At 51.8% G+C, this 23,656-nt stretch carries 21 protein-coding genes, 3 tRNA genes and 2 pseudogenes; 16 read left to right on the top strand and 10 right to left on the bottom strand.

Annotated features, from left to right (window positions below; genetic code table 11):
• Positions 1-9: 9 nt before the first annotated feature.
• Positions 10-1,857, top strand: coding sequence for a hypothetical protein (locus tag HYT77_02465; GenBank protein ID MBI2066860.1), 1,848 nt, complete (start codon positions 10-12; stop codon positions 1,855-1,857).
• Positions 1,858-1,871: 14 nt separating this feature from the next.
• Positions 1,872-4,163, top strand: coding sequence for a LamG domain-containing protein (locus HYT77_02460; GenBank protein MBI2066859.1), 2,292 nt, complete (start codon positions 1,872-1,874; stop codon positions 4,161-4,163).
• A gap of 159 nt (positions 4,164-4,322) precedes the next feature.
• On the opposite strand, the gene HYT77_02455 is transcribed toward HYT77_02460, so the two are convergent.
• Positions 4,323-4,748: a hypothetical protein gene (locus HYT77_02455; protein ID MBI2066858.1), complete on the bottom strand. Its 426-nt coding sequence runs from the start codon at positions 4,746-4,748 to the stop codon at positions 4,323-4,325.
• A 268-nt stretch (positions 4,749-5,016) separates the two neighbouring features.
• Here HYT77_02455 and HYT77_02450 point away from each other — a divergent pair, with 268 nt between their 5' ends.
• Together HYT77_02450 and HYT77_02445 are read left to right on the top strand one after the other, a co-directional pair.
• The gene (locus HYT77_02450; protein MBI2066857.1) at positions 5,017-5,217 is read left to right on the top strand and encodes a hypothetical protein; all 201 of its coding nucleotides are present in this window, start codon (positions 5,017-5,019) and stop codon (positions 5,215-5,217) included.
• On the top strand, positions 5,207-5,740 hold the full coding sequence (locus tag HYT77_02445; protein MBI2066856.1) for a hypothetical protein: 534 nt from the start codon (positions 5,207-5,209) through the stop codon (positions 5,738-5,740). The genes HYT77_02450 and HYT77_02445 overlap by 11 nt, the downstream gene beginning before the upstream one ends.
• On the opposite strand, the gene HYT77_02440 is transcribed toward HYT77_02445, so the two are convergent.
• The 4 genes and pseudogenes from HYT77_02440 to HYT77_02425 all read right to left on the bottom strand — a co-directional run bounded on the left by HYT77_02440 (position 5,671) and on the right by HYT77_02425 (position 7,559).
• Positions 5,671-5,946 carry an SUMF1/EgtB/PvdO family nonheme iron enzyme gene (locus HYT77_02440; protein MBI2066855.1) on the bottom strand — a complete coding sequence of 92 codons (276 nt, stop codon included), beginning with the start codon at positions 5,944-5,946 and terminating at the stop codon, positions 5,671-5,673. The two genes, HYT77_02445 and HYT77_02440, sit on opposite strands and share 70 nt — an antisense overlap.
• Positions 5,947-5,966: 20 nt before the next feature.
• Positions 5,967-7,006: pseudogene (locus HYT77_02435) on the bottom strand (group II intron reverse transcriptase domain-containing protein).
• Complete coding sequence (gene avd, locus HYT77_02430; protein MBI2066854.1) at positions 7,003-7,350, bottom strand: diversity-generating retroelement protein Avd; 348 nt, start codon at positions 7,348-7,350, stop codon at positions 7,003-7,005. The pseudogene HYT77_02435 and the gene avd overlap by 4 nt, the downstream one beginning before the upstream one ends.
• 136 nt (positions 7,351-7,486) lie before the next feature.
• Positions 7,487-7,559: transfer RNA gene (locus HYT77_02425), tRNA-Lys, on the bottom strand.
• A gap of 86 nt (positions 7,560-7,645) precedes the next feature.
• On the opposite strand from HYT77_02425, the gene tig reads away from it, so the two are divergent.
• The 6 genes from tig to HYT77_02395 all read left to right on the top strand — a co-directional run bounded on the left by tig (position 7,646) and on the right by HYT77_02395 (position 14,414).
• Positions 7,646-8,932, top strand: coding sequence for a trigger factor (gene tig, locus HYT77_02420; GenBank protein ID MBI2066853.1), 1,287 nt, complete (start codon positions 7,646-7,648; stop codon positions 8,930-8,932).
• Between the two features lie 27 nt (positions 8,933-8,959).
• The gene (gene clpP, locus HYT77_02415) at positions 8,960-9,613 is read left to right on the top strand and encodes an ATP-dependent Clp endopeptidase proteolytic subunit ClpP (GenBank protein ID MBI2066852.1); all 654 of its coding nucleotides are present in this window, start codon (positions 8,960-8,962) and stop codon (positions 9,611-9,613) included.
• A gap of 5 nt (positions 9,614-9,618) precedes the next feature.
• Positions 9,619-10,872, top strand: a complete 1,254-nt coding sequence (gene clpX, locus HYT77_02410) for an ATP-dependent Clp protease ATP-binding subunit ClpX (protein ID MBI2066851.1) — start codon at positions 9,619-9,621, stop codon at positions 10,870-10,872.
• A 123-nt stretch (positions 10,873-10,995) separates the two neighbouring features.
• Positions 10,996-13,476: an endopeptidase La gene (lon, locus tag HYT77_02405; GenBank protein ID MBI2066850.1), complete on the top strand. Its 2,481-nt coding sequence runs from the start codon at positions 10,996-10,998 to the stop codon at positions 13,474-13,476.
• A gap of 136 nt (positions 13,477-13,612) precedes the next feature.
• Positions 13,613-13,684: transfer RNA gene (locus HYT77_02400), tRNA-Val, on the top strand.
• Positions 13,685-14,003: 319 nt separating this feature from the next.
• The gene (locus HYT77_02395; GenBank protein MBI2066849.1) at positions 14,004-14,414 is read left to right on the top strand and encodes a hypothetical protein; all 411 of its coding nucleotides are present in this window, start codon (positions 14,004-14,006) and stop codon (positions 14,412-14,414) included.
• 212 nt (positions 14,415-14,626) lie between these two features.
• Here HYT77_02395 and HYT77_02390 read toward each other — a convergent pair.
• From HYT77_02390 to ald, 3 genes are all read right to left on the bottom strand, one after another.
• A tRNA-Asp gene (locus HYT77_02390) sits at positions 14,627-14,700 on the bottom strand.
• Positions 14,701-14,756: 56 nt separating this feature from the next.
• A complete protein-coding gene (locus HYT77_02385) occupies positions 14,757-15,797 on the bottom strand; it encodes a quinone-dependent dihydroorotate dehydrogenase (GenBank protein MBI2066848.1) in 1,041 nt (346 codons plus the stop codon).
• A gap of 45 nt (positions 15,798-15,842) precedes the next feature.
• On the bottom strand, positions 15,843-16,946 hold the full coding sequence (gene ald / locus HYT77_02380) for an alanine dehydrogenase (protein MBI2066847.1): 1,104 nt from the start codon (positions 16,944-16,946) through the stop codon (positions 15,843-15,845).
• 130 nt (positions 16,947-17,076) lie between these two features.
• Between ald and HYT77_02375 the strand changes: the two genes are divergently transcribed.
• On the top strand, positions 17,077-17,436 hold the full coding sequence (locus HYT77_02375; GenBank protein MBI2066846.1) for a hypothetical protein: 360 nt from the start codon (positions 17,077-17,079) through the stop codon (positions 17,434-17,436).
• Between the two features lie 26 nt (positions 17,437-17,462).
• Positions 17,463-18,314, top strand: a pseudogene (locus tag HYT77_02370) (glutamate racemase).
• Here the strand turns inward: HYT77_02370 and HYT77_02365 are convergent.
• The gene (locus HYT77_02365; GenBank protein ID MBI2066845.1) at positions 18,249-18,686 is read right to left on the bottom strand and encodes a chromate transporter; all 438 of its coding nucleotides are present in this window, start codon (positions 18,684-18,686) and stop codon (positions 18,249-18,251) included. The pseudogene HYT77_02370 and the gene HYT77_02365 overlap by 66 nt on opposite strands.
• Before the next feature lie 103 nt (positions 18,687-18,789).
• Between HYT77_02365 and HYT77_02360 the strand changes: the two genes are divergently transcribed.
• Positions 18,790-19,416 carry a DUF2238 domain-containing protein gene (locus HYT77_02360; protein ID MBI2066844.1) on the top strand — a complete coding sequence of 209 codons (627 nt, stop codon included), beginning with the start codon at positions 18,790-18,792 and terminating at the stop codon, positions 19,414-19,416.
• A gap of 128 nt (positions 19,417-19,544) precedes the next feature.
• Here HYT77_02360 and HYT77_02355 read toward each other — a convergent pair whose 3' ends face one another.
• Positions 19,545-21,605 (bottom strand): hypothetical protein, encoded by a 2,061-nt coding sequence (locus HYT77_02355; protein ID MBI2066843.1) that lies wholly within the window; start codon positions 21,603-21,605, stop codon positions 19,545-19,547.
• 100 nt (positions 21,606-21,705) lie between these two features.
• Between HYT77_02355 and HYT77_02350 the strand changes: the two genes are divergently transcribed.
• The 3 genes from HYT77_02350 to HYT77_02340 all read left to right on the top strand — a co-directional run bounded on the left by HYT77_02350 (position 21,706) and on the right by HYT77_02340 (position 23,628).
• Positions 21,706-21,900 carry a hypothetical protein gene (locus HYT77_02350; protein ID MBI2066842.1) on the top strand — a complete coding sequence of 65 codons (195 nt, stop codon included), beginning with the start codon at positions 21,706-21,708 and terminating at the stop codon, positions 21,898-21,900.
• A gap of 75 nt (positions 21,901-21,975) precedes the next feature.
• The gene (locus HYT77_02345) at positions 21,976-22,158 is read left to right on the top strand and encodes a hypothetical protein (protein ID MBI2066841.1); all 183 of its coding nucleotides are present in this window, start codon (positions 21,976-21,978) and stop codon (positions 22,156-22,158) included.
• A gap of 297 nt (positions 22,159-22,455) precedes the next feature.
• On the top strand, positions 22,456-23,628 hold the full coding sequence (locus tag HYT77_02340) for a Fic family protein (GenBank protein ID MBI2066840.1): 1,173 nt from the start codon (positions 22,456-22,458) through the stop codon (positions 23,626-23,628).
• The last annotated feature ends 28 nt before the right edge of the window (positions 23,629-23,656 follow it).

Here is a 23,656-nt window from a genome sequence, read left to right as displayed (position 1 = left end):
GGTGTTGCCTTGCATAAACGGCTTGTACTGTACTTATTCGTTGTTGCCTCTCTGGCAGCCTCAAGGGTCTTTTTCCCCGAAAAAACAATCTCCGCCGCCCCTCCTCCGGCGTCGCCACAACCGACCGCTGAAATCTGGAATGTAGAAACGGTTGATACAGCAATGCCGGTCTCACCAGAAAGCGAGGAGGAGGAAGAGAGGCCAGGCCCAGGACCTGGGCGTTATACCGCTCTGGCGCTCTTGCCGGGCAGGATCCCCGTGATTGCCTATGAGGATGGAAATAACGCGATCAGGATAGCCCAAAGGGGCGCCGACGGCCGCTGGAGCTTTGAGTCCCCCTTTGGGGCAACTCCTCCTGGGATGCCGATGGCCGACTCTCTCTCTCTTGTCTCTTCTCCCACCGGAGCCCTGCACCTTGCACAGGCGTTTTTCAATGAGATGGGGGGGGCTCTCCCGGGACTCTACTATATCTCCAAAAGTGACTCCTGGTCAAAAAACACACTGCTGAATCCAATCGAGAGGAGTGGGTTGTATGTTGTAATGGCACTCAATCCATATTCACAAGTCAATCCGGTTCTCCGCCCCCACCTCCTCTATCAAAACCTGACGGATGATGGACGACCCCATCATGTCTGGAAATCGGGAGAAGATAGCTGGACGCCTACAGATGGGACAGGAAGGAGGATCTCCGATACCGTCGCCCCGATGAGCCCCTATCTCGCGATGTCGATTGATTCGAGCGGCACCGTTCATACCGTCTATACAACCGTTACCGGACCTGTTGAGCGACCAGACGCGAGAATAAATTACCGCCCACTCAACCCCTCTGGAACAATTTATCGTGCCGGAACAACCTCGTCCTATGATATGGGGAGTAGCGTTACCTCGACGAGTCCTTTCTATAAAGATATCACTATCGATTCCCGAGGAGCCATTCACATCGTCTTCTACCATCCGGCGAACGGCGACCTCCTTTACGCAACTCCCTCAACCTTTCTTCAGCCAACAGCAATCGACCGCGGATTTACCCTCCCTTCCGGCAGTGTTGGCGATGTCGGCCGTTTCGTTTCAATGGCCGTCTGCGATCATCGGCCAAACGATTCCACCGATGACACCCTCCATGTTGCCTACTACGATAACAGTCAACAGCGACTGCGCCATGCGGTGCGGACGTCTCAAGGGAACTGGAGTCTGCGTCTTGTTGTCACAACGGGAGATCCCGCCGACGACGGTGAAATGGGACAATACAGCTCGCTCCTCTGCGATGAGGAGAGCCGTCTCCACTTAGCCTATTATGATTCTTCTACGGCACCGGGGAGTTTAAAATATGCCGCCCTCAACACAGGGGTCTGTAGCAATGGAATCCGGGAGGCAGGAGAGGCGTGTGACCCATCCGCCCCTGCAGATCAGGCCGATGGATGCCGTGAGAATTGCACCTGGCCCCCCTGTGGGGATCGACAGTGCAACAGTCTTGAGAATTGTCAAAGCTGTCCTTCCGATTGCGGCGAATGCCCTGCCACGATTGCCTGCGGAAATGGAGTTACAGAGCCTGGAGAGGATTGTGATGATAGAAACCGGGAAGATACGGATGACTGTCGAAATAACTGCCGCCTGCCCCGATGTGGTGATGAGGTTTGCAGCAGTTCTGAAAATTGCACCCTGTGTGAGTCAGATTGCGGCAAATGTCCTCAGGCGGCTGTGACGGAAGAAACACCGGCAACGGAGGTTGCCTCAGTTCTACCAACCCGTGAGACAATTACAACAGGGCAGGAATCCAGCCCAGGTGTTGGCAACGAACCAGCGCCAGTTCGCCAGCCCCGCGCCGCCGGGGGCGGTTGCACGCTTCTCCAACACTAAAGGACGAAGTTTTTATGAAAAGGCTGTCTTTAAAGCTCCTGCTATTAATCCTCCTTTCCCTTCCGATCACCTCTTTTGCCCAAGTGCCTGTGCTGCCGCCGGTCTGCATCGATATTCAGCTATTTCCCCCCTTCGGGAGTTCCGCAGAGATGCAGTGTTGGTCGGCCTATAGGGCTCAAAGAATTTGTCAGAGTGTCGGTTGCAACCTGTATAACCATCGTACCCGAGAAGCCATTTCCGGAAACATCAGTTGCCCTTCGGCGACTCGATATAATTTCCAAGATCTCTATTGCGGGGGAACACACAGCGCCAACAGCTGCCCGGCGGTTCAAAACTATGGGCTCCCCGGCGTCCAGGCCGAGAATGCGAGGAGAACCGTTTGCCAATCATTTAACAGCTGCACCTTTCAAAATGGGCCTGATGCGGGCGGGGTCGCCAATAGCGGAATTAATGATTCCTGCACCCGAAGCCAAGTGCAAGTTAACTTCGGGCCGCTTGTTTCTTCAGGCGGAGGGGCATCGGATAATAACAATCAATCGCAGACGAGGATGATTATCCGGAAGCCGGAGTGTACCGACATGAGTCTTCTTGTAGGCAGGGGGAGGAGCAACAGAGACAATTATGAACTTGATGTTATAGAAAATGGAATCTGCGCGAGTGTCGGTTGCCGGTTGAGAACACCGCACCAGAGCGATTTATCGCGATATAATTCCAGAATTACTTACAACCCGAGAGAAAATAGGTGCGTTGGAACAGAAACCCCCGCAAATGCCTGCCCGAATGTGAGTCTTTATTTTCCGAATTATGGAAACGATGCGGCCGAGGGGATACGGAAAAGGTTTTGTGAGAGTTTTTCAGGATGTGTCTTCCATGACGGAGGAAATCGCACCAACGGGTTACCTGACGGAAGAGGGGATCGGTGCACTCGCGGGCGTGTGATCTCTGCCTCTGATCCCGGCTCCCGACCAATGAGAACGGAAGATACGAACCCCTGCGCCCCGCCGGAGAGTCTCGTTGCCTGGTTGCCGGCGGATCGGAATAGTTTAGATATCGTTGGGGGCCATGACGGGCTCCTGATTGGGAATGCAGGATACGCCCCGGGAAGGGATGGACAGGCGTTTAGCTTTCAAATTGAAAACTCCTACGATGATATTCCTCTAATTGCTATAGCCGATCCTGGGCTAAACTCCCCCCTGGATCTTGGAGGTGAGGATCTGACTCTCATGCTATGGGTCAAAAGGCTGGATGAAACGGGCAATGTCTATCTCTTGGAGAAAGGTTATACTTATGATGATTGGTACCTAAAGCTTTTGCAGAACGTGCCGAGTTTTGGTGTGGGAAACCGGGGAGTGGTACCCTCTTTTGGGACTGTGGAAGCGCCCGCCCCGGAGACATCTCGAACCGTACCGCGCGATCGATGGACCCACCTGGCCGGGGTCAAACGGGGGAATACCCTCACACTCTATCTGAATGGATCGCGCAGCAATTCAGAGACATTTGAATCACTAACGCGCGCGCCGAACGATGATTACATCACTATGGGATCTTCATCGGTCCCCGGCTTCGCCGGACTCATTGATGATGTGGCTCTCTGGAACCGAGCCTTGAGCGAGACCCAGATTCGGAACTTCAAAGATGGAATCTGTCGGCCCAATCCCTCGCCACCGGCACCCACATCCTGTATAGAGGCTCCCGGCGGGCTCGTTGCCTGGTGGCCTGGGGAGGAGAATCTGGAAGACATCATCGGAGGGCATGATGAAGGGACTCTTGAAGAGGGGGTTACTTATGTAGATGGTATTGTCGGAAAGGCCATTTTTAAGCCGGCCGGTGTGCCGGCTCCTATGGCTCGGATACCAGGGAGTGACACCCTGAATTTTGAAAATGAATACACTCTGATGGCTTGGGTCCGTGCCGGCGAATTTGGCACCGGTTCCGTTCTTGCACGTGGAAACAGTTACAGGATGGGATCAACGGGTGTCAGCTCAGAAACAGAGAGTGGAAGGTCGCTGGGTGCGGGACCTCCATACCGGTATCGGCTCCCCATTGATGAATGGGTCCATATTGCCGGGGTGATGAGTTCTCAACGTAGTGAATTTTATATCAATGGAACCCTTGCCGGGGCCAGCGTCTTTGAAATGCCACCTCGCCTCGTGCAAGAGGAGGCTAACAGCGCACTCGCCCTGAGTGGGCAGCGAGCATTCAATGAAGGCAGTATTGACGAACCAATGATTTTCAATCGTGCCTTGAGTCAATCAGAGATCCGGTCGATTGTCCGCGCCGGAAGTTACGGTGTTTGCCGGCCATGAAAAGATCAACCTTACTCCTGGGCTTGCTTATGGGGATTTTCTGTCTCCCGGTCCAAGCTGGTGGTCCGATCAAGCTTCCTTAGAAACAAAAGATCGAGGCGGTAAAGAAGGCAGATAAGAAGCTGGCGAAGCCGAAGTGGCAAATGAGACAATAATTTCCTAGGAAAACAAAAACGTGTGCCCGCAGTTGCGGCAGAGGTACTCGTTTTTTGCGAATCTCTCTTCGACAAACCGGATATAATGCCCGACAAAGAAGCAGATCGCCGGGTGTTTGACTTCCTTTAAATCGGATTCTTTCTTCAAAAAGCTATGCCCGCAGCGGCAGGCATACTCGGTCATGCCCTTCCGGGAAGAGACCTTATGGACCTCCTTGTGACCGAAGAAATTACAGAGGTAACGGACCCTTTTTTTAAAAGATTTTCCCGGAGATTCCTGCGATTCCGTCAAGAGGAGCGGGTGACCGCAACGCCCGCAAACGTACTCCCTGTGCCCCTCCCGGAAACCGACCTCTTGGTAGGTATGGCCTGAGAAAAAGCAGGAAACGACGTGCCAGATGTGTATCTCTGATTCTCTCTTGCTGAACATTGAGAACGGGAAGACAATGCATGAATTCTCAAAGGAGGGCAACTCCTCTTTGAGCCTTGTGCAAATCCATGAGTTTCAAATCCTTGTAGAGTTGCACAAGGTGGCCCACACCTCGATATCCACTGGTGAGTCGCCGGACAAGAAGAAACCAAAGATTGCCCACTGCCACAGCGCACAAATAATCATGTTGATAAACATAATTACGTTTGCTAACATTTAGCACGTAAAGAAAAGGAGGTATCTTTTTATGGCCAGTTTAACCTTAGCGATCCCCGAAGAATTGAGGGAGAAGATGCGTGAGTTTCCTGAGATCAATTGGTCGGAAGTCGCCCGGCAAGCGATCATTCAAAAAGCGAAACTTTTGGAAAAAATGGATCATATCCTGGCTACAGAGGGCCTGACCGAAAAAGAGGCCCAGGAAGCGACCAAAGAGGTAAAGGAAAGGGTCTGGAAAAAGCATGTCCGATGATCCGATCCGGCTGGTCGTCGATGCCAACATTTTTATCTCCGCCTTTCTGAAAGTTGCTACATCAAGACACCTCCTGTTAGACGAAAGACTGGAATTGTACGCACCTGCAGATCTTTTCAGGGAGGCCCAGAAGGTTCTTCGGAATCGGCTTGCCAATCGTATCAAAGCGATTCCTGATTTCGACCAACTCTTCTCAACCCTGACAAGCGGCATTCACGTCGTAGACAAGAACGATTATGATTCATTCATGAGTAAGGCACTGGAAATAGCCCCTCATCAAGAAGACGCCCCGTACCTCGCGTGTGCCCTGCACCTTGGAATCCCGTTATGGTCGAATGATGCAGAATTGAGGGATCAGAATTTTGTAAAAGTTCTTTCCACGACCGCACTGCTTGAAAAACTCAAAAATCGCCGACGACGTTCAGTAAAAAGCCCGCCCATCACGCTCATCCCTTACGGGGCTACGAATGACAGGCGGGGCACTTCGCTCTTCGGTTCGCTATTGCTAGCAGAACCAGGGTGATTGATCTGGACTCCCTCAAGCGCACTCCTGAACTCCGTAAAGATCAGGATTCTGGCCTGAAGCTTGTGACTCCACAGCAGGGAGTGCTGGAGAGCGGCGGCGACGCGGAACCCGACATTGTCGTTCCGGTTGTCCGGGTGGTTGTTGTTGCGATAAGCCGCTCGCAAGTTCTCTGGATCTTGATTGTTCCAGGAACCGCCGCGCATCACCTTTGATCAATCCCCCTTTATGAGCCTTTCCTAAACACAACTTCGGAGAAAATCAATCCTCTCAGTTGCCTCGTATCCGCATGCCTTGCATGGCCGATCCAAGACTGGATGGATTGATGTAGATGTCTCCATTCGATTGTTCCCTTGCCGTAAAAAATCTGGAACCTTCTCAATCGTTTTTTAAACCGCAGGAGGTTGGATCTCCTGATCCGTCTCCGATCCCGAGAAATGACCAGTCCCAAAAAGGGGATACCGTTCCTCGTATTAAAAATACGGCATTTGTTTTCATGAATAGTAAGTCTCAGCGCCCGAAGATATTTTTGAACCTCCACCTTTGCCTGCCACAGAAAATTCTTGTCATCGTGAAAAATGACGAAGTCATCCATGTAACGGAGATAATATCGGCATTTAAGTCGCTCCTTAATAAAATGATCGAGGCCGTTGAGATAAATGTTGGCAAAGAACTGGGATGTTAGATTGCCGATGGGGATACCTGTCGGAAGGATGGATGCAAAGTGCGCTCCGCCTTTACCATCTCTTGAGAGGAATCCAAAATTCTTTTGATCAGCCAGATCGTATCCGCGCAAGCTACCTTTCGTTCAATGAGTCCCAGCAGGATATCCCGATCAACACTCGGAAAGTATTTTTGAACGTCGCATTTTAAGACATACCGTGACTTGTGGGCAAACTCTTGAAAGCGATCGATGGCCGCATGGGCTCCTTTCCCTTTTCTCGTTGCATAAGAATCATAAATGAAAAGCGGCTCGAAAATCGGTTCCAGAATATTGTGAATGGCATGGTGAACCACGCGGTCTCGGTAAGGGGCGGCGCTGATCAGGCGCTCCTTCGGTTCATAAATCCGGAAGTGGTGATACTTCCCCGGTTTGTATCGTTTCTCTGCCAACTCATGATGCAGCCGCCACAACTCTCGCTCAAGATGGAAATTAAATCGGGCAGCAGAATCCTTAAAACGTTTCCCACGCTGGGCCAGCCTGGAGGCAAGAAGAAGATTCTGAAATGAAATGATCCCAGGATAGAGATTCCTGTGCCGCCTCATGATCGCGATCTTTGCTGTTTAAGCCAACCACCCAATTGAACGCCGACTTCATTGATCATTTTTGAAATGATTTCATAGCTATGGAGATTCATTAATTTCAAATCCTTGCAGAGCCGGACGTAGTAGCGGGCCGTTTCCAGTTTGACATTGGCTCTCTCCAAGAGAATGGTTTTTTCCCGGGAATAGACCGCTTCCAAAAGCATCTCCAGGACATCCAGACTGATATTTCCCAGGCGCTCCCCTGCCAGGTACCGTTGGGATCGTGGGAATTTTGACACTTGTGGAATCAGATAGAGGAGAAGGTCATAGACCTTTGTGATGATTTGAGGAGTAACGGGGGCCATGGAAATTTTTAAATTTTTGGCCGGTCACTTAAGTGACCGGCCAAGGGTAAAAAACCAAAGGGGAAAAGTTTACATTACACCAATGAGTCCTGGAGAGCGGCGGCGATAAGCCGCCACGGCCCCCGGCGATAATTTGTGGGCCGTACAGGGCTCGAACCTGTGACCCGCTGGTTAAGAGCCAGCTGCTCTGCCAACTGAGCTAACGGCCCGAATCGAATCGTTGGCAAAATAGTGATCCTCCCCCGTCCTGTCAAATACTTTGACTCTTGGCAAGAGCTCTTGTAGCCTGCCTCGCATGAAGGTTCAGGTCCACGAGGTTACCGACATCACGCGAAAGATCGATGTCACACTCACGGCGGATGAGTTCAAGCAGGCTTGGGAGAAGGCCTGCCAGAAGGTTGGAGGATCCGCCAATCTGAAAGGTTTTCGCCCTGGCAAGGTCCCACGAGAGGTCCTGAAACAGAATTACCGGCAGGAGATCGAATCCGAGGCCGCCAAGCAGTTGGTCAATGATTCCTATCCCCACGCCGTTGAAGAAAGCGGTGTTACCCCTGTTTCCTACCCGGAAATAACAATCCGCCAGCTCAAGGAAGGGGACGAATTCATTTACGAGGCGGTTGTCGAGATCAGACCGACAATCGACATCAAGGACTACACCGACCTCAAGCTTACAAAGAAAAAGACCGACCCGACAGACGATGAGGTCCATCAGGGCTTAAAGCATCTTCAGGAAAGGGCGGCTCAACTCTCCCCATTGCTTATTGAACGGCCCGCCCAGTCAGGAGATGTCATTCTTTTTGACTACGAGGCGACCCAAGGGGGGAAACCGCTCCCAAACGGTTCTGTTAAGGATTACTCGGCCGAACTGGGTCGTGGGGCCCTTCTTCCGGATTTTGAAAAAGGAATCCTGGGTATGTTTTCAGGCCAAACGAGGGAGATCGATATTCACTACAACGCCGACTGGCATGACAAAAAGATTGCGGGGCAAAAGGTAACCTACAAGGTCGCCCTTAAGGATATTAAGGAGAAGAAGCTCCCCGAACTGAATGACGAGTTTGCAAAAGACCTTGGCAACTTTACAACCCTGGAAGAGGTGAAGCTCAAGGTCCGTGAACAGATCGTCATAGAGCGGGAGCGTCATGAACAGAATGCGCTAACAGCTCAAGTTGTGGACCAACTGGCAGAAAAAAACCCCTGTTCGATTCCCAATGGGATGATTGATGTTGAACTCGAGGCAATGTTCCGTCACCTGACCAGCACACTGCAGGCGCAAGGGGTCTCGCCCGAACAGGCCGGTATCAAGTGGGAGGAGTTTGCCGCCCACAGCCGTGAAGAGGCGAGGAAAAGGGTGATGGGGAGTCTCTTCCTGGAAGCGATTTCAAAAAAAGAAAATATCACAGTCACCTCGGAAGAAGTGACACAGAGAATCAAAGAGATCGCCCTGCACAACCAGCAAGAGTTTGAAAAACTGGATCAATATTATCGATCAAAAAACCTCCTGCCAGCCGTCGAATCGGGTCTTCGAGAGGAAAAAACCCTTGCTTTTGTCCTCTCCAAAGCTAAAATCAAGAACGAAACTTAAGGCTCAGGCTTTAAGCTTCATCTACCTATGAGCGACCCCATTGTGCCGCCCACTCTTCAACTCATCCCGATGGTTATTGAACAAAGCACTCGGGGAGAGAGGGCCTATGATATCTACTCCCGGCTCCTGAAGGACAGGATCATCTTCATCGGTTCTCCTATCAATGATGACGTCGCCAATCTTGCGATCGCCCAGCTCCTGTTTCTTGAATCGGAAGATCCGGAGAAGGATGTTCATGTTTATATCAACTCCCCGGGTGGATCGGTTACCTCAGGTCTCGCCATTTATGACACGATTCAGTACGTCCGCTGTGATGTCTCAACAATCTGTATGGGGCAGGCCGCCTCCATGGCTGCCGTCCTGCTTGCCGCAGGCGCCGTCGGGAAAAGATTTGCTCTTCCCCACTCGCGCATCCTGATTCACCAGCCACTCGGAGGGATTCAAGGGCAGGCCACCGATATCGATATTCAGGCACGCGAAATTCTGAGACTGCGCGAAGAGTTAAACAACATTCTCTCAAAACATACCAAGCAGGGTATCAAAAAAATTCAGCAAGATACTGAAAGAGACTATTATATGACCGGGCAGGAGGCGAAAGATTACGGGATTGTTGATCAGGTAGTGACGTCGCGGGAAAAAGAGCGTAAAATGGAGGTCGTGCAAAAGGCACAGAAAGTGTAGGGGGCATGGCGCGTAATTTCATAGATGACCCGATGAATCTCTGCTGCTCTTTCTGTGGAAAGTCCCAGAAGGAGGTCCGCAAGCTCATTGCCGGGCCGACCGTTTACATCTGTGATGAATGTATCGACCTCTGCAACGACATCATTGCCGAGGAGAATGCCCGCTCCACACAACTCACCTCCCGTTCGCAGGTTCCAAAACCGGCCGACATCAAGAAGGTTCTGGATGAGTATGTCATCGGCCAGGAAAGGGCGAAAAAAATCCTCTCTGTCGCGGTCCATAACCATTACAAAAGGATCGAGAGCCGATCCGCCTCATCCGAGGTGGAACTGCAAAAGTCCAACATCCTTCTTGTTGGCCCTACAGGTTCAGGAAAGACCCTCTTGGCCCAAACGCTGGCACGTATTCTCAATGTCCCTTTCACCATTGCGGATGCAACCACCTTAACCGAGGCTGGTTATGTCGGTGAGGATGTCGAGAACATTATCCTGAATCTCCTTCAGGCCGCTGATTATGACAAGGCCCGGTGTGAGAGAGGGATTGTTTATATCGACGAGATCGATAAAATCTCCCGCAAGTCAGACAGCCCTTCTATTACGCGTGATGTCTCCGGAGAAGGGGTCCAGCAGGCGTTGCTCAAGATCATTGAGGGAACCGTCGCCAACGTCCCTCCGAAGGGGGGACGGAAACACCCACAGCAGGAGTTCATCCCGATCGACACAACAAATATCCTTTTTATCTGCGGCGGGGCTTTTGTCGGACTGGAAGATATCATCGGTCGTCGGTCGGGCTCAAAGAACATGGGCTTTGGAGCCGATGTAAAGGCAAAATCGGAAAAAAGCCTTTCCGAATATCTGGAAATGGTCCAGACGGAAGACCTGCTCAGGTTCGGGTTGATTCCGGAGTTCATTGGGCGGCTCCCTGTTATTGCCACGCTGTCGGAGCTTGATCAGAAATCGTTGATCGAGATCCTCACAAAGCCGAAGAATGCGCTGGTCAAGCAGTATCAGCGTCTTTTTGAATTTGAGAGAGTCAAACTCAAATTCACCGAGGAGGCACTCGCCGCGGTTGCCAAAGAGGCGATTAAAAGAAAATCCGGCGCCCGGGGCCTTCGCGCTATTCTCGAAAGCATCATGTTGGACATCATGTATGACATCCCTTCCCAGTCCAATATCAAGGAAGTCGTAATCAACGAAGAGGTCATTCAGAAGAAGCAGGGTCCGGTCGTCGTTTACGAAAAGAAGGCCGAGTCGGCCTAAGTACTTCGACTCGTAATTGCTATGACGTATATACAAAGCCAAAAAAATCAACAAAACTACTCGCTCAGCACTAGTCACTCTTGCGTTTTAGGAGGGAAGCGGTTAACTTAGCACAACCTATCTATGTTTGGAAAAGATAAAGACGACAAGTCAGCTCCTCCTCCCGTCACGCCTCCCAAGAAGACGAGTTGTCTTGTTCCTCTTTTGCCACTCCGTGACATTATTGTGTTTCCGCACATGGTGGTCCCCCTCTTTGTTGGGAGGGAAAAGTCGATCGCCGCCCTTGAAGAGGCGATGAACAAGGAGAAGGATATCCTCCTCGCCGCTCAAGTAAACGCAAAAACTAATGATCCGAAGGACGAAGACATTTACAAGATAGGGACACTGGGAACGATCATCCAGCTCCTCCGCTTGCCGGATGGGACGGTGAAGGTCCTCATCGAGGGAAAGAGGCGGGCACGCATCAACCGTTTTATCCCGAATCCCTCCTTCTTTTTGGTCGAGGTAGATGAGATACTTGAAAACAGAGAGGTTTCGGTCGAGGTCGAGGCATTGATGCGCGGGATCAAGTCCGCCTTCGAGACCTATGTTAAACTCAATAAGCGAATTCCTCCCGAGATGCTGGCCTCTGTCGCCACCATTGATGATCCATCACGCCTCGCAGATACTATCGTTGCCCATCTCTCACTGAAATTACCGGACAAACAGAAAATTCTAGAGGTTGAAAATCCGTCGGAACGATTGGAAAGGCTCTACAGCCAGATCCAGTCGGAGATCGAGATCCTTCAGGTGGAGAGAAAGATCCGGACGCGTGTCAAGAAGCAGATGGAGAAGACCCAGAAGGAATATTACTTGAACGAGCAGATGCAGGCGATCCAGAGGGAGCTCGGCGAGCGGGATGAGTTCAAGAGTGAGATCCAGGAGCTGGAAGAAAAAATCAAAACGAAGAAGATGAGCGCCGAGGGGACCAAGAAGGTCAAAAAGGAGCTTAAAAAGCTCAAGATGATGAGTCCGATGTCAGCCGAGGCAACGGTTGTTCGGAACTACATCGATTGGATCCTCTCCCTCCCATGGTATGAGGTGACGGAAGACAAGCTCGACATCAAAGAGGCGGAAAGAATCCTTGAAGAAGACCATTACGGCCTTCAAAAAGTGAAGGAGAGGATCCTCGAATACCTGGCAGTTCGCACCCTTGTGGAAAAAATGAAGGGGCCCATTCTCTGTTTTGTCGGCCCTCCCGGCGTTGGAAAGACATCACTGGCCCGTTCTATCGCCAGGTCCATGGGGCGGAAGTTTGTCCGCTGCTCTCTGGGAGGTGTTCGCGATGAGGCGGAGATCCGCGGGCATCGTCGGACCTACATCGGAGCCCTCCCCGGAAAAGTGATCCAGAGTCTGAAGAAGGCCGGTTCCGGCAATCCGGTTTTTCTCCTGGATGAAATCGACAAGATGAGCATGGATTTTCGTGGAGATCCTTCCTCGGCACTTCTCGAGGTCCTTGACCCGGAGCAGAATTCAGCCTTTCAGGATCATTATCTCGACCTTGATTACGATCTCTCCGATGTCATGTTTATCACGACGGCCAACACCCTTCCCGCCATTCCCCTTCCCCTGCAGGATCGAATGGAGATCATATGGATTGCTGGCTATACCGAAATTGAGAAACTCAATATCGCCAAAAAATATCTCATCAAAAAAGAGATGGAGGCCCATGGATTGACCCCGGAAAACCTGGAGATTACCGAGGCCGCCTTGAAGGCAATCACCCGGCTTTACACGAAAGAGGCGGGTGTCCGTAATCTGGAGAGGGAAATCGCCACCATTTGTCGAAAAGCCGCGCGGGAAATCGCCGAAAAAGGGAAAGATAAAAAAATCAGGGTCACACCGCATGGGTTACATCACTATCTCGGAGTTCAAAAATACCGATATGGCATGATCGAGGAGGCCGATCAGGTTGGGATTACAACCGGTCTCGCCTGGACGGAGTTTGGTGGAGAGTTACTCACGACAGAGGTGACTGTCATGCCCGGCAAGGGGAAACTGACTGTCACCGGTAAATTGGGCGATGTGATGCAGGAATCGGCCCAAGCGGCCATGAGCTACGTTCGTTCCCGTGCCGAGAAAATGGGGCTCCCACGTAATTTCTATCAAAGGGTCGATATCCATATCCATGTTCCCGAAGGGGCTGTTCCGAAAGATGGCCCTTCGGCTGGAATCACGATGGCCACAACGATCACCTCGGCTCTTCTCAGAATTCCGGTCCGAAAAGATGTCGCTATGACTGGCGAGGTGACTCTTCGTGGCCGCGTTCTTCCAATCGGCGGTCTGAAGGAGAAATGTCTGGCAGCTCATCGCGGAGGGATCAAGACGATCATTATCCCAAAAGAGAATGAGAAAGACCTGGAAGAGATCCCCAAGAAGATCCTTAACGATATGAATTTCATCCTGGCCGATCATATGGATCAGGTTCTAAAAAATGCGCTTGTTCTGAAAGATCCCGAGGCCCTTTTCAAGACAAAGGGAGAGGATGTCCTCCTTCCCCCTCCTCCAGAGAAACCACCTTATCCCGATGTGAATAAGGGAGAAATTCCACCGGTAGCGCATTAGTAAACGTTGAGGAACATCAGCAAAAGGTTCGGATGCTAGGCGCACGAAAAACCGAGACCGGAGCGTACTTGGATGTACGTGAGGATCGAGGTTTTGAGGGCAACAACGCAGATGGACCTTTTGCTGATGTTCCTTGGGGCGTGTAGCTCAGCGGTAGAGCACCTCGTTTACACCGAGGGGGTCACAGGTTCGATCCCTGTCGCGCCCATAAAAATACGGCGTCCTTTTGGGTGCCGTATTTTTATTTGGGGACAGGGCGAGAACGGCACTGAACGCCGAGCGAATAGCGAGGAAAAGGCCGCCAACTCCGGCGGCCGGAAGTGAGGTGCTGACGCCCTGAGCGTGATTGACCTGCTTTTAGCGAAGGGCGATCCCTGTCGCGCCCACCAATTATCAAAAACCGACCGGTGTACGCCCCAAGAGTACATTTTCTGACGTCATTTAACATATTTGAACACCTTTTAAACACGTACATCGATCAGGACATCAACTAAGACTCGTAACCAAAAAATAAAAGGAGGCAAATTATGTCAAAAGCACCAACAGCAGCCGGAACTCTTCCGATAACCTTTCTGGTAACGGGGCCCGCGGACCAGGTCTGGCTAACAGCAACCGATCTGACATCACCCGATGATCCAGGGAAGGCATATCGAATCCTTAAAACAGCCTTGCCGCGATGGTTTGACAAGGGGACGATCTATGGTCCAAGCCGTGAGGCGTTGAGTGATCTTGTCGCAGGGCTACGCCGTATGTTTAGTGGACGATCAAAAATTAGACTTGGCAAGATTGTAGGCCCTGACCGTAGGGCGGATTCACTCGTCAGATGGAGTTGCAGTATCACGAGTGTGTCCCTTGGTCTTGCCGTTCTTCTGGGGGTTGGTCTCGGGACCTTCGCTCTGGAGAGCCAACTTCGAGGGGGCGTGGAAGCTGTTTCTTGAAGATAGGGTGGGCGAGTGAATACCTTTAATATCGCAAAAAAGGGTGGAGTACGCCTATTATTATTCCCACAAAAAATAGTTTAAGGGCACCGTCAACAACATCTGTGGGGCAAAATGTACCCTCTAAGGGTACATTTTATGGTTGGAAGTGGGGGACTGTACCGCTCCCCGTCCTGGCGGCGATCCCTCCTCGGGTCGATGAAAATCAAGTACGGGGCGGACGGGACTCGAACCCGCGACCTCGTGCGTGACAGGCACGCGTTCTAACCAACTGAACTACCGCCCCAATTTCAAAAAAAATAACCCACCGTCCGTACCAACAGATACCCGAAACATCAAATGCTAATTTCTTAAAAGCCGATTCAAAATCCGCCTTGGAAAGCCCGGTCCTCCATAGACAAAACCGGTATAGGTCTGGATCAAGTCAGCCCCCGCCCTCATTTTTTCGAGCGCTGAGACAGGATCCATGACTCCCCCTACACCGATTAAAACCATCTTATCCCGAAAATGCCCACGAAGCAGCTTGAGCTGGGCCGTGCTTTTCGAAAAGAGTGGCCTCCCTGAAATTCCACCCGGGCCGAGAGGAACAGGGGCTTGAAGGCCCTCGTGAGAGACCGTTGTATTCGTCACGATGAGGCCGGCCAAGCCTCTCTCCAAAGAGATTTTTCCACAGAAGAGCAACGCCTCGTCAGGAAGATCAGGGGAAAGCTTGAGAAGGAGTGGTTTTGGGTTCTGCCTTTTTTGGTTGGCATTCACAAGAACATCCAGAAGCTCTTTCAGTCGCTCCTCTTGTTGTAAATCCCGAAGGCCCGGCGTGTTAGGGCTTGAGACATTGATGACAATGTAATCCGCTACATCAGCCATTAGGGTAAAAGATTCGAGATAATCAGCCGACGCCCCTTCGAGGGGAACCATCATCGACTTCCCCAAATTGATGCCGAGGGGTACCCGTACTTTTCCGCACCGACGCCACTCCGCAACACGCTCAGCAACCCGACGCGCCCCCTCATTATTAAAACCCAAGCGATTGAGCAGTGCCCCATCTTTGGGAAGACGGAACAGGCGAGGTTTGGGGTTTCCTATCTGCGGTTTTGCGGTGACCGTTCCGACCTCGACAAACCCAAACCCCAGCGCCTGCCAAGCAGGAACCGCTTGGGCATCTTTGTCAAAACCGGCCGCCAGCCCTAAAGGGTTTGGAAATTCCAGCCCCAAAAAGCTCCTTCTTAATTTGTCGTGACGGGCGATGTCAGCATTTTTCAGCTCAACGGAACAGAACCGAGACCATACGGAGAGCAGCTGAACAGCTCTACGGTGCGCCTCCTCGGCATCCAGGCAAAAGAGAACCGAACGAAGTGTCTTCCAAAATAGAGTACTGCTAGTTATATGAAATTGCAAAATGTACCCGTCAGGATTTGCGAACCGGATGTACTAGGCGTGGACGACGGATTTTTTTTTAACCTCTTCATTCAAGAGATCAGTAAAAACCACTTCACCTCGTAAGACATTAACACCCTTTTTCAAGGCCAAATCAGCCGCCACCGCCTTCTCAAACCCGAGATCAGCCAATTTCTTCACGTAGTCAAATGTTGCCCTGGAGAGCGCTTCACTGGCGCTTCGAGGGACCAAAGAGGGGAGGTTGGCAACGCCGCAATGAATCACACCAAACTTGGAATAAATCGGTTTTTCAACGGTCGTCGTCCGGATCGTCTCAACACATCCTCCCTGATCGATGGCCACATCAACAATCACAGAACCTTCTTCCATTCTCTCCACCATCTCCTTGGTAACGATCCGCGGGGCCCTTCGACCAGCGACAAGAACGGCACCCACTAAAAGATCGCTCTTTGCAATCACTTCATTCAAGACCTCTCTCGAGGAGACACGGGTCGTGAGACGGTCAGGAATCAATTCATGAATTTTTTTAAGTTTCTCTTCCTGAAGATCTAAAACAACGACATCAGCCCCCAAGCCGTGTGCGGAGAGGGCCGCCTGCGTCCCGACATGTCCTGCCCCAATGACGGTTACGATACCCCGGTCTTTTCCGCGAACACCGGACAGGAGTTTCCCCTTGCCACAAAAATCCTTACGCAAATAATTGGCCCCCATCAGAACCGCCAGGCGCCCGGCAATCTCGCTCATCGGGGCTAAAAGGGGAAGACTGCCATCCTCCAATTGAACGGTTTCATAGGCGATCCCTACAACCCGTCGCTTACAAAGCACCTTGATCAATCCTGGATAGCCCGCCAGGTGCAAGAAAGTAAAAAGGATCTGTCCCGGACGAAGCAACAGAAATTCGGATGGTTGTGGCTCCTTAACCTTCACGATCATCTCAGCCTTACGAAAAACCTCTTGAACGTTCGTGATCCGCGCCCCACTTTCACGATAGATCTTGTCGTCCCACCCAGACCCCTCACCTGCATGGGTCTCCACCAGAACGGTATGACCCGCTTTAACAAGATCGCGTACACCAATCGGTGTAACAGAAACACGGTACTCCTGAGGTTTGCATTCACGAGGGATGCCGATGATCATCGACATCCCATAAGACAAGAGAACGAGCTCGTCAAGAATCCTCCTTGGGCCCTCGCAACGATTGTTTTTTGCGATTGACAGTCTTTTTTGATCCATACTAACCGTAGCCGTCTACCAAGGAGTTGTCTTTATGCTGAAGGAAGTCCTCGAGGATGCCCTCAAAAAAGGGGAGAGGTTGAAAAAGGAAGTGGTCGGTCAGGTTTTGAATTCGGCCGTTCTCAATGAGCTGCTTTCGAGTGAGCGATTTGCTCGGGCCGTCACGAAGATTGTCGAGACGAAAGAGGAGGTTGTCAAAACGGTCCGACGGAATGTTCAGGATCTCCTCAAGCTCATGAGCGTTCCATCGCATGAACAGATGACGGCTTATGAAAAACGTGTTCGGACCCTCGAGCACCAAATCGATACCCTCGGCCGGCAACTCATGAGGAGCGGTTTAAAAAAGAAGAGTTCCGGTCATCCGGTTCGCAAGGCGGCCAGAAAAAGGCGTTAAATCGTCCCTTGAATCCTCAAAACCCAATAGGCATTTTTGATTCCGGAATCGGTGGCCTCACGGTTTACCGGGCCATCCGAAAGATCCTTCCCTTGGAGGATCTGATCTACCTTGGCGATACGGCACGAGTTCCGTACGGCACCAAATCAGAGGCAACGGTCCAACGCTATGCCCGCCAAAATGTCGAATGGCTGATTCAGCATGATGTCAAGATGGTCGTGGTCGCCTGTAACACCGCCTCCGCCTTCGCATTGAATGCCTTGCAAGCGGAATTTTCAATCCCGATCGTGGGGGTGATCAAGCCAGGCGTCAAGGCAGCTATCCAAAAAACAAAAAGAGAGAGAATTGGGGTAATCGGGACTGCGGGGACAGTGCATAGTGAGGCCTACACCCAAGAGATCAAAAAAATGCTCCCGAACGCCTATATCGTTAGCAGGGCTTGCCCCCTTTTTGTGCCCTTGGTGGAGGAGGGACGTCTTTCCGGAAGAATTACCGACGATATCGCCAAGGAGTATTTATCCCCCTTCCGGAAAGAGCGGATCGATACACTGATCCTGGGATGCACCCACTATCCCCTCTTAAAACCGGCGATCCGAAAAATGATGTCTGCGGTCACCCTGATTGACTCTGCCGAGGCGACGGCGAAGGAGACGCTTCGGCTCCTTAAAGAAAAAAGGATGCTGGGTTCCATGGTCCAAAAAGGGGAGTCAAGAATTTACGTGACCGACTTACCGAATGGCTTTAAAAAAGTCGCTCAGATCTTTTTAAAAAATTCGATCCCCGAAGTGGCCATTGCTGAGATCTGATCCCCTCTATTTATAATAGCTACGAATCTGGAACAGGATATAAAGGCCGATCAACGCCATCAAGAGACCTGAAACAATTCTTCCACGAATGAGGTCTGAAAAAAGGGCCAAGACCTGGCTATAGAACGCCAGCTTCCATCCTAGGGTGCTCCTCTTGAGAAGTCCTGGGATTGCGGCTGCCATAAGAATCGTTTGTGCCAGAAGCAGGATGAGTCCAAACGCCCCCGTTGGTGCATGAGTTCCCATAAACGGGAGGGCTAGCGTGCCAACCCCTAAGGCAAAGAGAATAATCGGCATCAAGAGGAGTAATGCGATGAGATTGATCCAGGGGGCCCATTTGACAAACGTCTCTCGCCACCTATCCGGCAATTGAAACGGTGCCTTGGTGACGAGATAATATTCCAGGAAACCGATGATATTTTTGGGAGCTGATGTTTCTGTCATGATGTTTTCCCCCTTATTTAAGTTTAGGCCGGATTTTAGCATGATTCAGTTTGATAGAAAGGAAAAAATACGGTAAGTTCAATCAACTCGTTTCCCCAAACGGATGAAAACATACCTCTCAACGCTTTTTTCCTGTTTTTTAATCATCTTTCTCTGGTCTGCCTGGAGGCCACATGATTATTTTACCTGGTTTTTAGAGGTCGCTCCCGCGATGACCGGGTTGATTCTCCTGGTGGTAACCTACCGACGGTTTCCATTGACCCGTCTCACCTATCTTCTGATCTGCCTCCACGCGATTATCCTGTGTATAGGGGGGAAGTACACATATGCCGAGGTGCCGCTCTTTAATTGGATTCGCGATACATTTGAACTCGGCCGCAATCACTACGATAAAGTGGGACATCTGGCTCAAGGGTTTATTCCGGCAATCGTTACCCGAGAAATCCTCATTCGAACCTCTCCGCTTAAAGCCGGAAAATGGCTTTTTACGATTGTTGTCTCGATCTGTCTTGCGATCAGTGCCGTTTATGAAATGGTGGAGTGGTGGGTAGCAGTTGCCACAGCGGAGGGGGCGGAGGCATTTTTGGGGACTCAAGGGTATGTGTGGGATACGCAGAGTGACATGTTCTTGGCGATGATCGGGGCGATTCTTGCCCAGTGGTTGCTTAGTCCTTCGATTCATAAATTCGGTGACGAATCTATTTACTCAGGACTAGTGCTGAGCGAGTAATTTTGTTGATTTTTTTGGCTTTGTACATACGTCATAGTAATTACGAGTCGAAGTACTCAGCTCCTGTCACGACAGACAGTTGGGAACTCAATAAGGAACTGTCTTTCCACCATGCCTTTTTTCATCCCCTATGAATCTCTCCATGTGCGTGCCTGGCGAATGTTTTCTTCGATGATCCGAACAGCGCGATCGTAAGCCTCGGGGGTATAAAAATCGTGTGCGCGCAGATGCCCCTTCATGAAACGTGGCACAATGTCCGAAATCGGCCCCATGTGCTTTCTCCGGGTCATACCAAACAGGTCCATAAAGAAGAACGCCGCCTTCGACACGGTGTGGACAGCAAAAGTCCGGCTTGAGATGCTCATGTGGCGCCAGCGCCGCGACCAGACGTCACTGCGCAACACCCTTTTCAGGGCCTTGTTGTTGGCGATGATCTCCTCGAGTCTTTGAGCCGGCATGTTCGCTCCGGGCTTAAGCGCCGGGTTATTGGCCGACAGTTCGTACTCGCTCTCGCCGCGCGCATCCCGCTTTACCGAGATGGAAAGCTTGGGAACGTGACCGTAGTCGAAGCCTTTGTCGCTCCTTCGGTAGCGACCCTCCGTGTAGATGTCGACATGGTCGAGGTCGGCATCGACCACGAACAGGTTTGGAATATGGTGGTAGGGACTCAAATACTTCCTGACAAACAGGCGGACCTCGGGATCGGGGCCGTTTTCAACGTTCGGTGGCACTTCGAGGGTACCCGTAAGGACTTTCTCCTCGCCAATGCCCTTGTTGATGGCGGCATCGTCTCGCGCATCGTGTTTCAGCGGCGAGTAGCCATCGGTGGTGCGCAGCAGCACGTCGATTTCCTTTCCTGATCTGAGGGTGATACGCAACGTGCTCGCCTCGTCGAGGGTAGAGAATGGATGGAAATCGTTGAGCTCCATCCGTACAATCGGAGCGCCGGGAAGGCCGTCCCACTTGCCGAATGGATAGTCGTGAGTCAGCGGCCTGGTCGGTGTTACGGTATCCGTTGGCGTAATCCGTTTTCCACCCAACGCCTCGCCGGTTGGAATAAAGGTCCAGTCGTTGTCGTCAAGGGACTTTTTGTAGTAGCCTGAGGCTCCACTCGTGTCTTTCCCTTCGATCGTAATCTCGCGTGCCTGGTTGCCTTGCCCCGTCGAGTGAATGCCGATGCGATCGGTAACGATCGCTTCGCCCTCCAGCGTTGGCAGGACGATGCGCTGCCAGGGCGGGAGCGGTACGTAACGCTCCGCTTCGGCCAAGTCGTAAATTCTGTCCTTTCGGATCTTTGGCGGGTCGAATACGAAGCGCAGACCCGGTGTTGAGCCGAGCATTTCATGATCGTAGCCCTTCACCCACAGGCCTGGCACTCCGTTGTCCCGGCCAAAGAGCAGCCAAGTGGACCCTGCCTGAGCTAGTTTCTCCCCGACCACGCGCCCGCGGTACGGGGTGAGAAAACCACGTTGAAAGTCGGCTGGCAAACCGGTGTCCCAATAGCGAATCTCGCGGCCGTTCTCGGTGAGGATGCCGACCGTCGCAGTGAAGCCGTAGAACGCCTTTCCACCATCGGCCCCCTCATAATAGTTATCGATATCGGTGTGGGGGTTCATGATCTCCAGCGTCGGCCGCTCCGAGGGCTTCACACCAATGCTCAAACCGAACGCCCAATCGCGCGCCTTTGGAAAGTGGAGTTTGCCGCCAAACGGTGTGCCGTTGTTCGAGGACCACTTCACCGGCAGTTCCGCATCCGGCACGGTCGGCTTGTAAAGATACAAAATGCCGTCCGAACCGCGTGCCGCGATGATCTCGCCACTCACCTGGATCCCTTCAATCTTGACACCCCTTGGTAGTTTGGGCCCACCGGAGCCGTCGTGCAAATGCCATTGCGTTGCAATCTCCCGGTCGACCTCGACCAAACGACCGCCGCGCAGCAGAAAGCCCATTTTCGCGGCTTCCGGTTTCGGGGTTACGGTGATCACGCGCCGTGCCTCATCGTAGACGTATATATAGGGGCCGGCGACCTTTTGGAAGCGCGCCTTTAGTTCGGTAGCCGATGGGAACTCAGTCACTGGAATCTCAAATGGTCTGGTCGCCAAGATCGGGGCATAGCGTGTCCAAATGCGTCCTTGGTCGTCCAATTGATATTCAAAATACCCCGTATGACAGCCTCTTTTATCTGTCATACGGAAGTGTTCGGACGGTGTGGTGGTCGGGGGACTTAAGCAAGCCGAGTCGATCACCTTCCCCGTTCCACGGCCGGCACCCATGTAGAATAAACCTTCGGTGAGCTCCCTCTTAAAGAGCTGTCCCAATCTCATGTTTGTCTCGGGCAACCAGCCGACACCACTCATGCCACAGCTTAAGGCAACGGATGTAACTGCCTGGACCGGTTCCATGGCGGTATCCTGGAGAAGCGTCATACCCCATCCCCATTTTTGCATCGCCCCTCGGCTCATCATCATCGCAGGGAGGGAGTAGAAAAGTGAGACCCTCCATTGTTGAAAGAAGCCCTGATCCTCAGGAACCCCTTGAGTCAGTCGTGAGAAGAGTGTCATGCCGGCCGAGGTGAGCATCGAGAGGGCGGTCGTTGAGACGAGCATCGCGGGCAGGGGGGCTCGGACCCCCAAACGGGCCACGCCGTTCATGAGGGTCGGTGAGACGCCTCTCATAGCGAGGTTCATCCCAAACGAGGTGCCTAAAGTAGAGGCAATCTCTGAGCCGGTGGTAATTTTTTGAAAGAACGACTGTTCCCAAGCGCCGAATTCGGTCTGATAGGAGCGGCCTATGAGACCGGAATAAAAGTGACTCGCCGGAACGGAGCGAGAGCGTGAATCGCAAGGTCGTGTGGCCAACATTTAAACCACTTATCGATATCGATTGTTCAATGGTTGCTTCCTCCCTATCTCTCATACGATGAACGAGACCAACTGATCGTCGAACAATGGAATGGGTCGGACTTAATCACTTGCTTTACTATTAACGGTATTATATAAAATCGTTAATAAACGATGTTCTTATTATCGAATCAATAACATGGCTAACCAACTGAAAGTCCATGGGAAAAAGATCCGCTGCCCGGAAGGGTATCAGGCGTACGTCCCCGATCCACTTCCTCCCCCCATAGAATGGCAGGAACGGCTTGCAAGGCATTTGTCTGATGCGGATCGTCTCATCGGTCAGTTGGCGATGGTTGGCGCCGGTCTACCCAATCCTCATCTGTTGATTCGTCCCTTTGTCCGACGCGAAGCGGTGTTGTCGAGTCGTATTGAAGGCACCCAAACTTCACTGGCGGAGTTGTTCGCGGATGAAGCAGGCGCGGAAACAAGTCAGGATCATTCCGATCTTAAAGAAGTTGAAAGCTATGTCAAAGCTCTGGAATATGGGATCAAACGTCTCAAGACTTTGCCTATCTCATTGCGCCTGATTTGCGAGATCCATGAACATCTGACGAAAGGAGTCCGCGGTAACAGAGCGACTCCGGGTGAATTCAGAAGATCCCAGAACTGGATCGGTGTTGCCGGGTGCACGTTGCAAAACGCAACCTACGTTCCTCCACCTCCGTCGATGTTGATGGATTGCCTGAGCGCGCTGGAAAAGTTTTTTCATGAATCCAGATTACCACCTCTGGTGACAATCGGTCTGATTCATCCGCAATTTGAGGCGATTCATCCGTTTCTGGACGGGAACGGTCGCGTGGGCCGTTTGCTGATTATCTTGTATCTTGTGGAGCGAGGCATCCTCCCTTCACCGATTCTCTATCTCAGCGCCTTTTTTGAGGCAACGAGAGACGAGTATTACGCCCGTCTTCATGCCATAACAGAAACCGGGGATTGGGAGGGCTGGATTGAATACTTTCTCAACGGCATCGCGCGTCAGGCGGAAGATGCCGTGGGGAGGATCAAGCGAATGCAGGAAACGGCTGCCCGATGGAGACAGGGCTTCACGGCCAAGTCCGACAAGAATTGCCTGATCTTGATCGATGACAGCATGACTAATCCCTTCATGACGGTCGGCGGTATTGCCAGAAAACACCTGATTGCCTTTCCAACGGCCCAGCGTGCCATCGATAAGTTGGAGAAGGGAGGGATCCTGAAGCAGACAAACGATGCAAAACGCAATCGGATCTATTGCGCCCGTCGTCTGCTGGATATTCTCGATGAACCGGCAAAGCTGCACCCAGCTGTTAACAAAAAACTTCGAAGATGATCGAAGCGATTTTTTGGGAATCGGCCAG

Source organism: Deltaproteobacteria bacterium (assembly GCA_016180855.1).
GTDB lineage: Bacteria > UBA10199 > UBA10199 > JACPAL01 > JACPAL01 > JACPAL01.
This window is presented reverse-complemented; position numbering and strand designations above follow the sequence as displayed.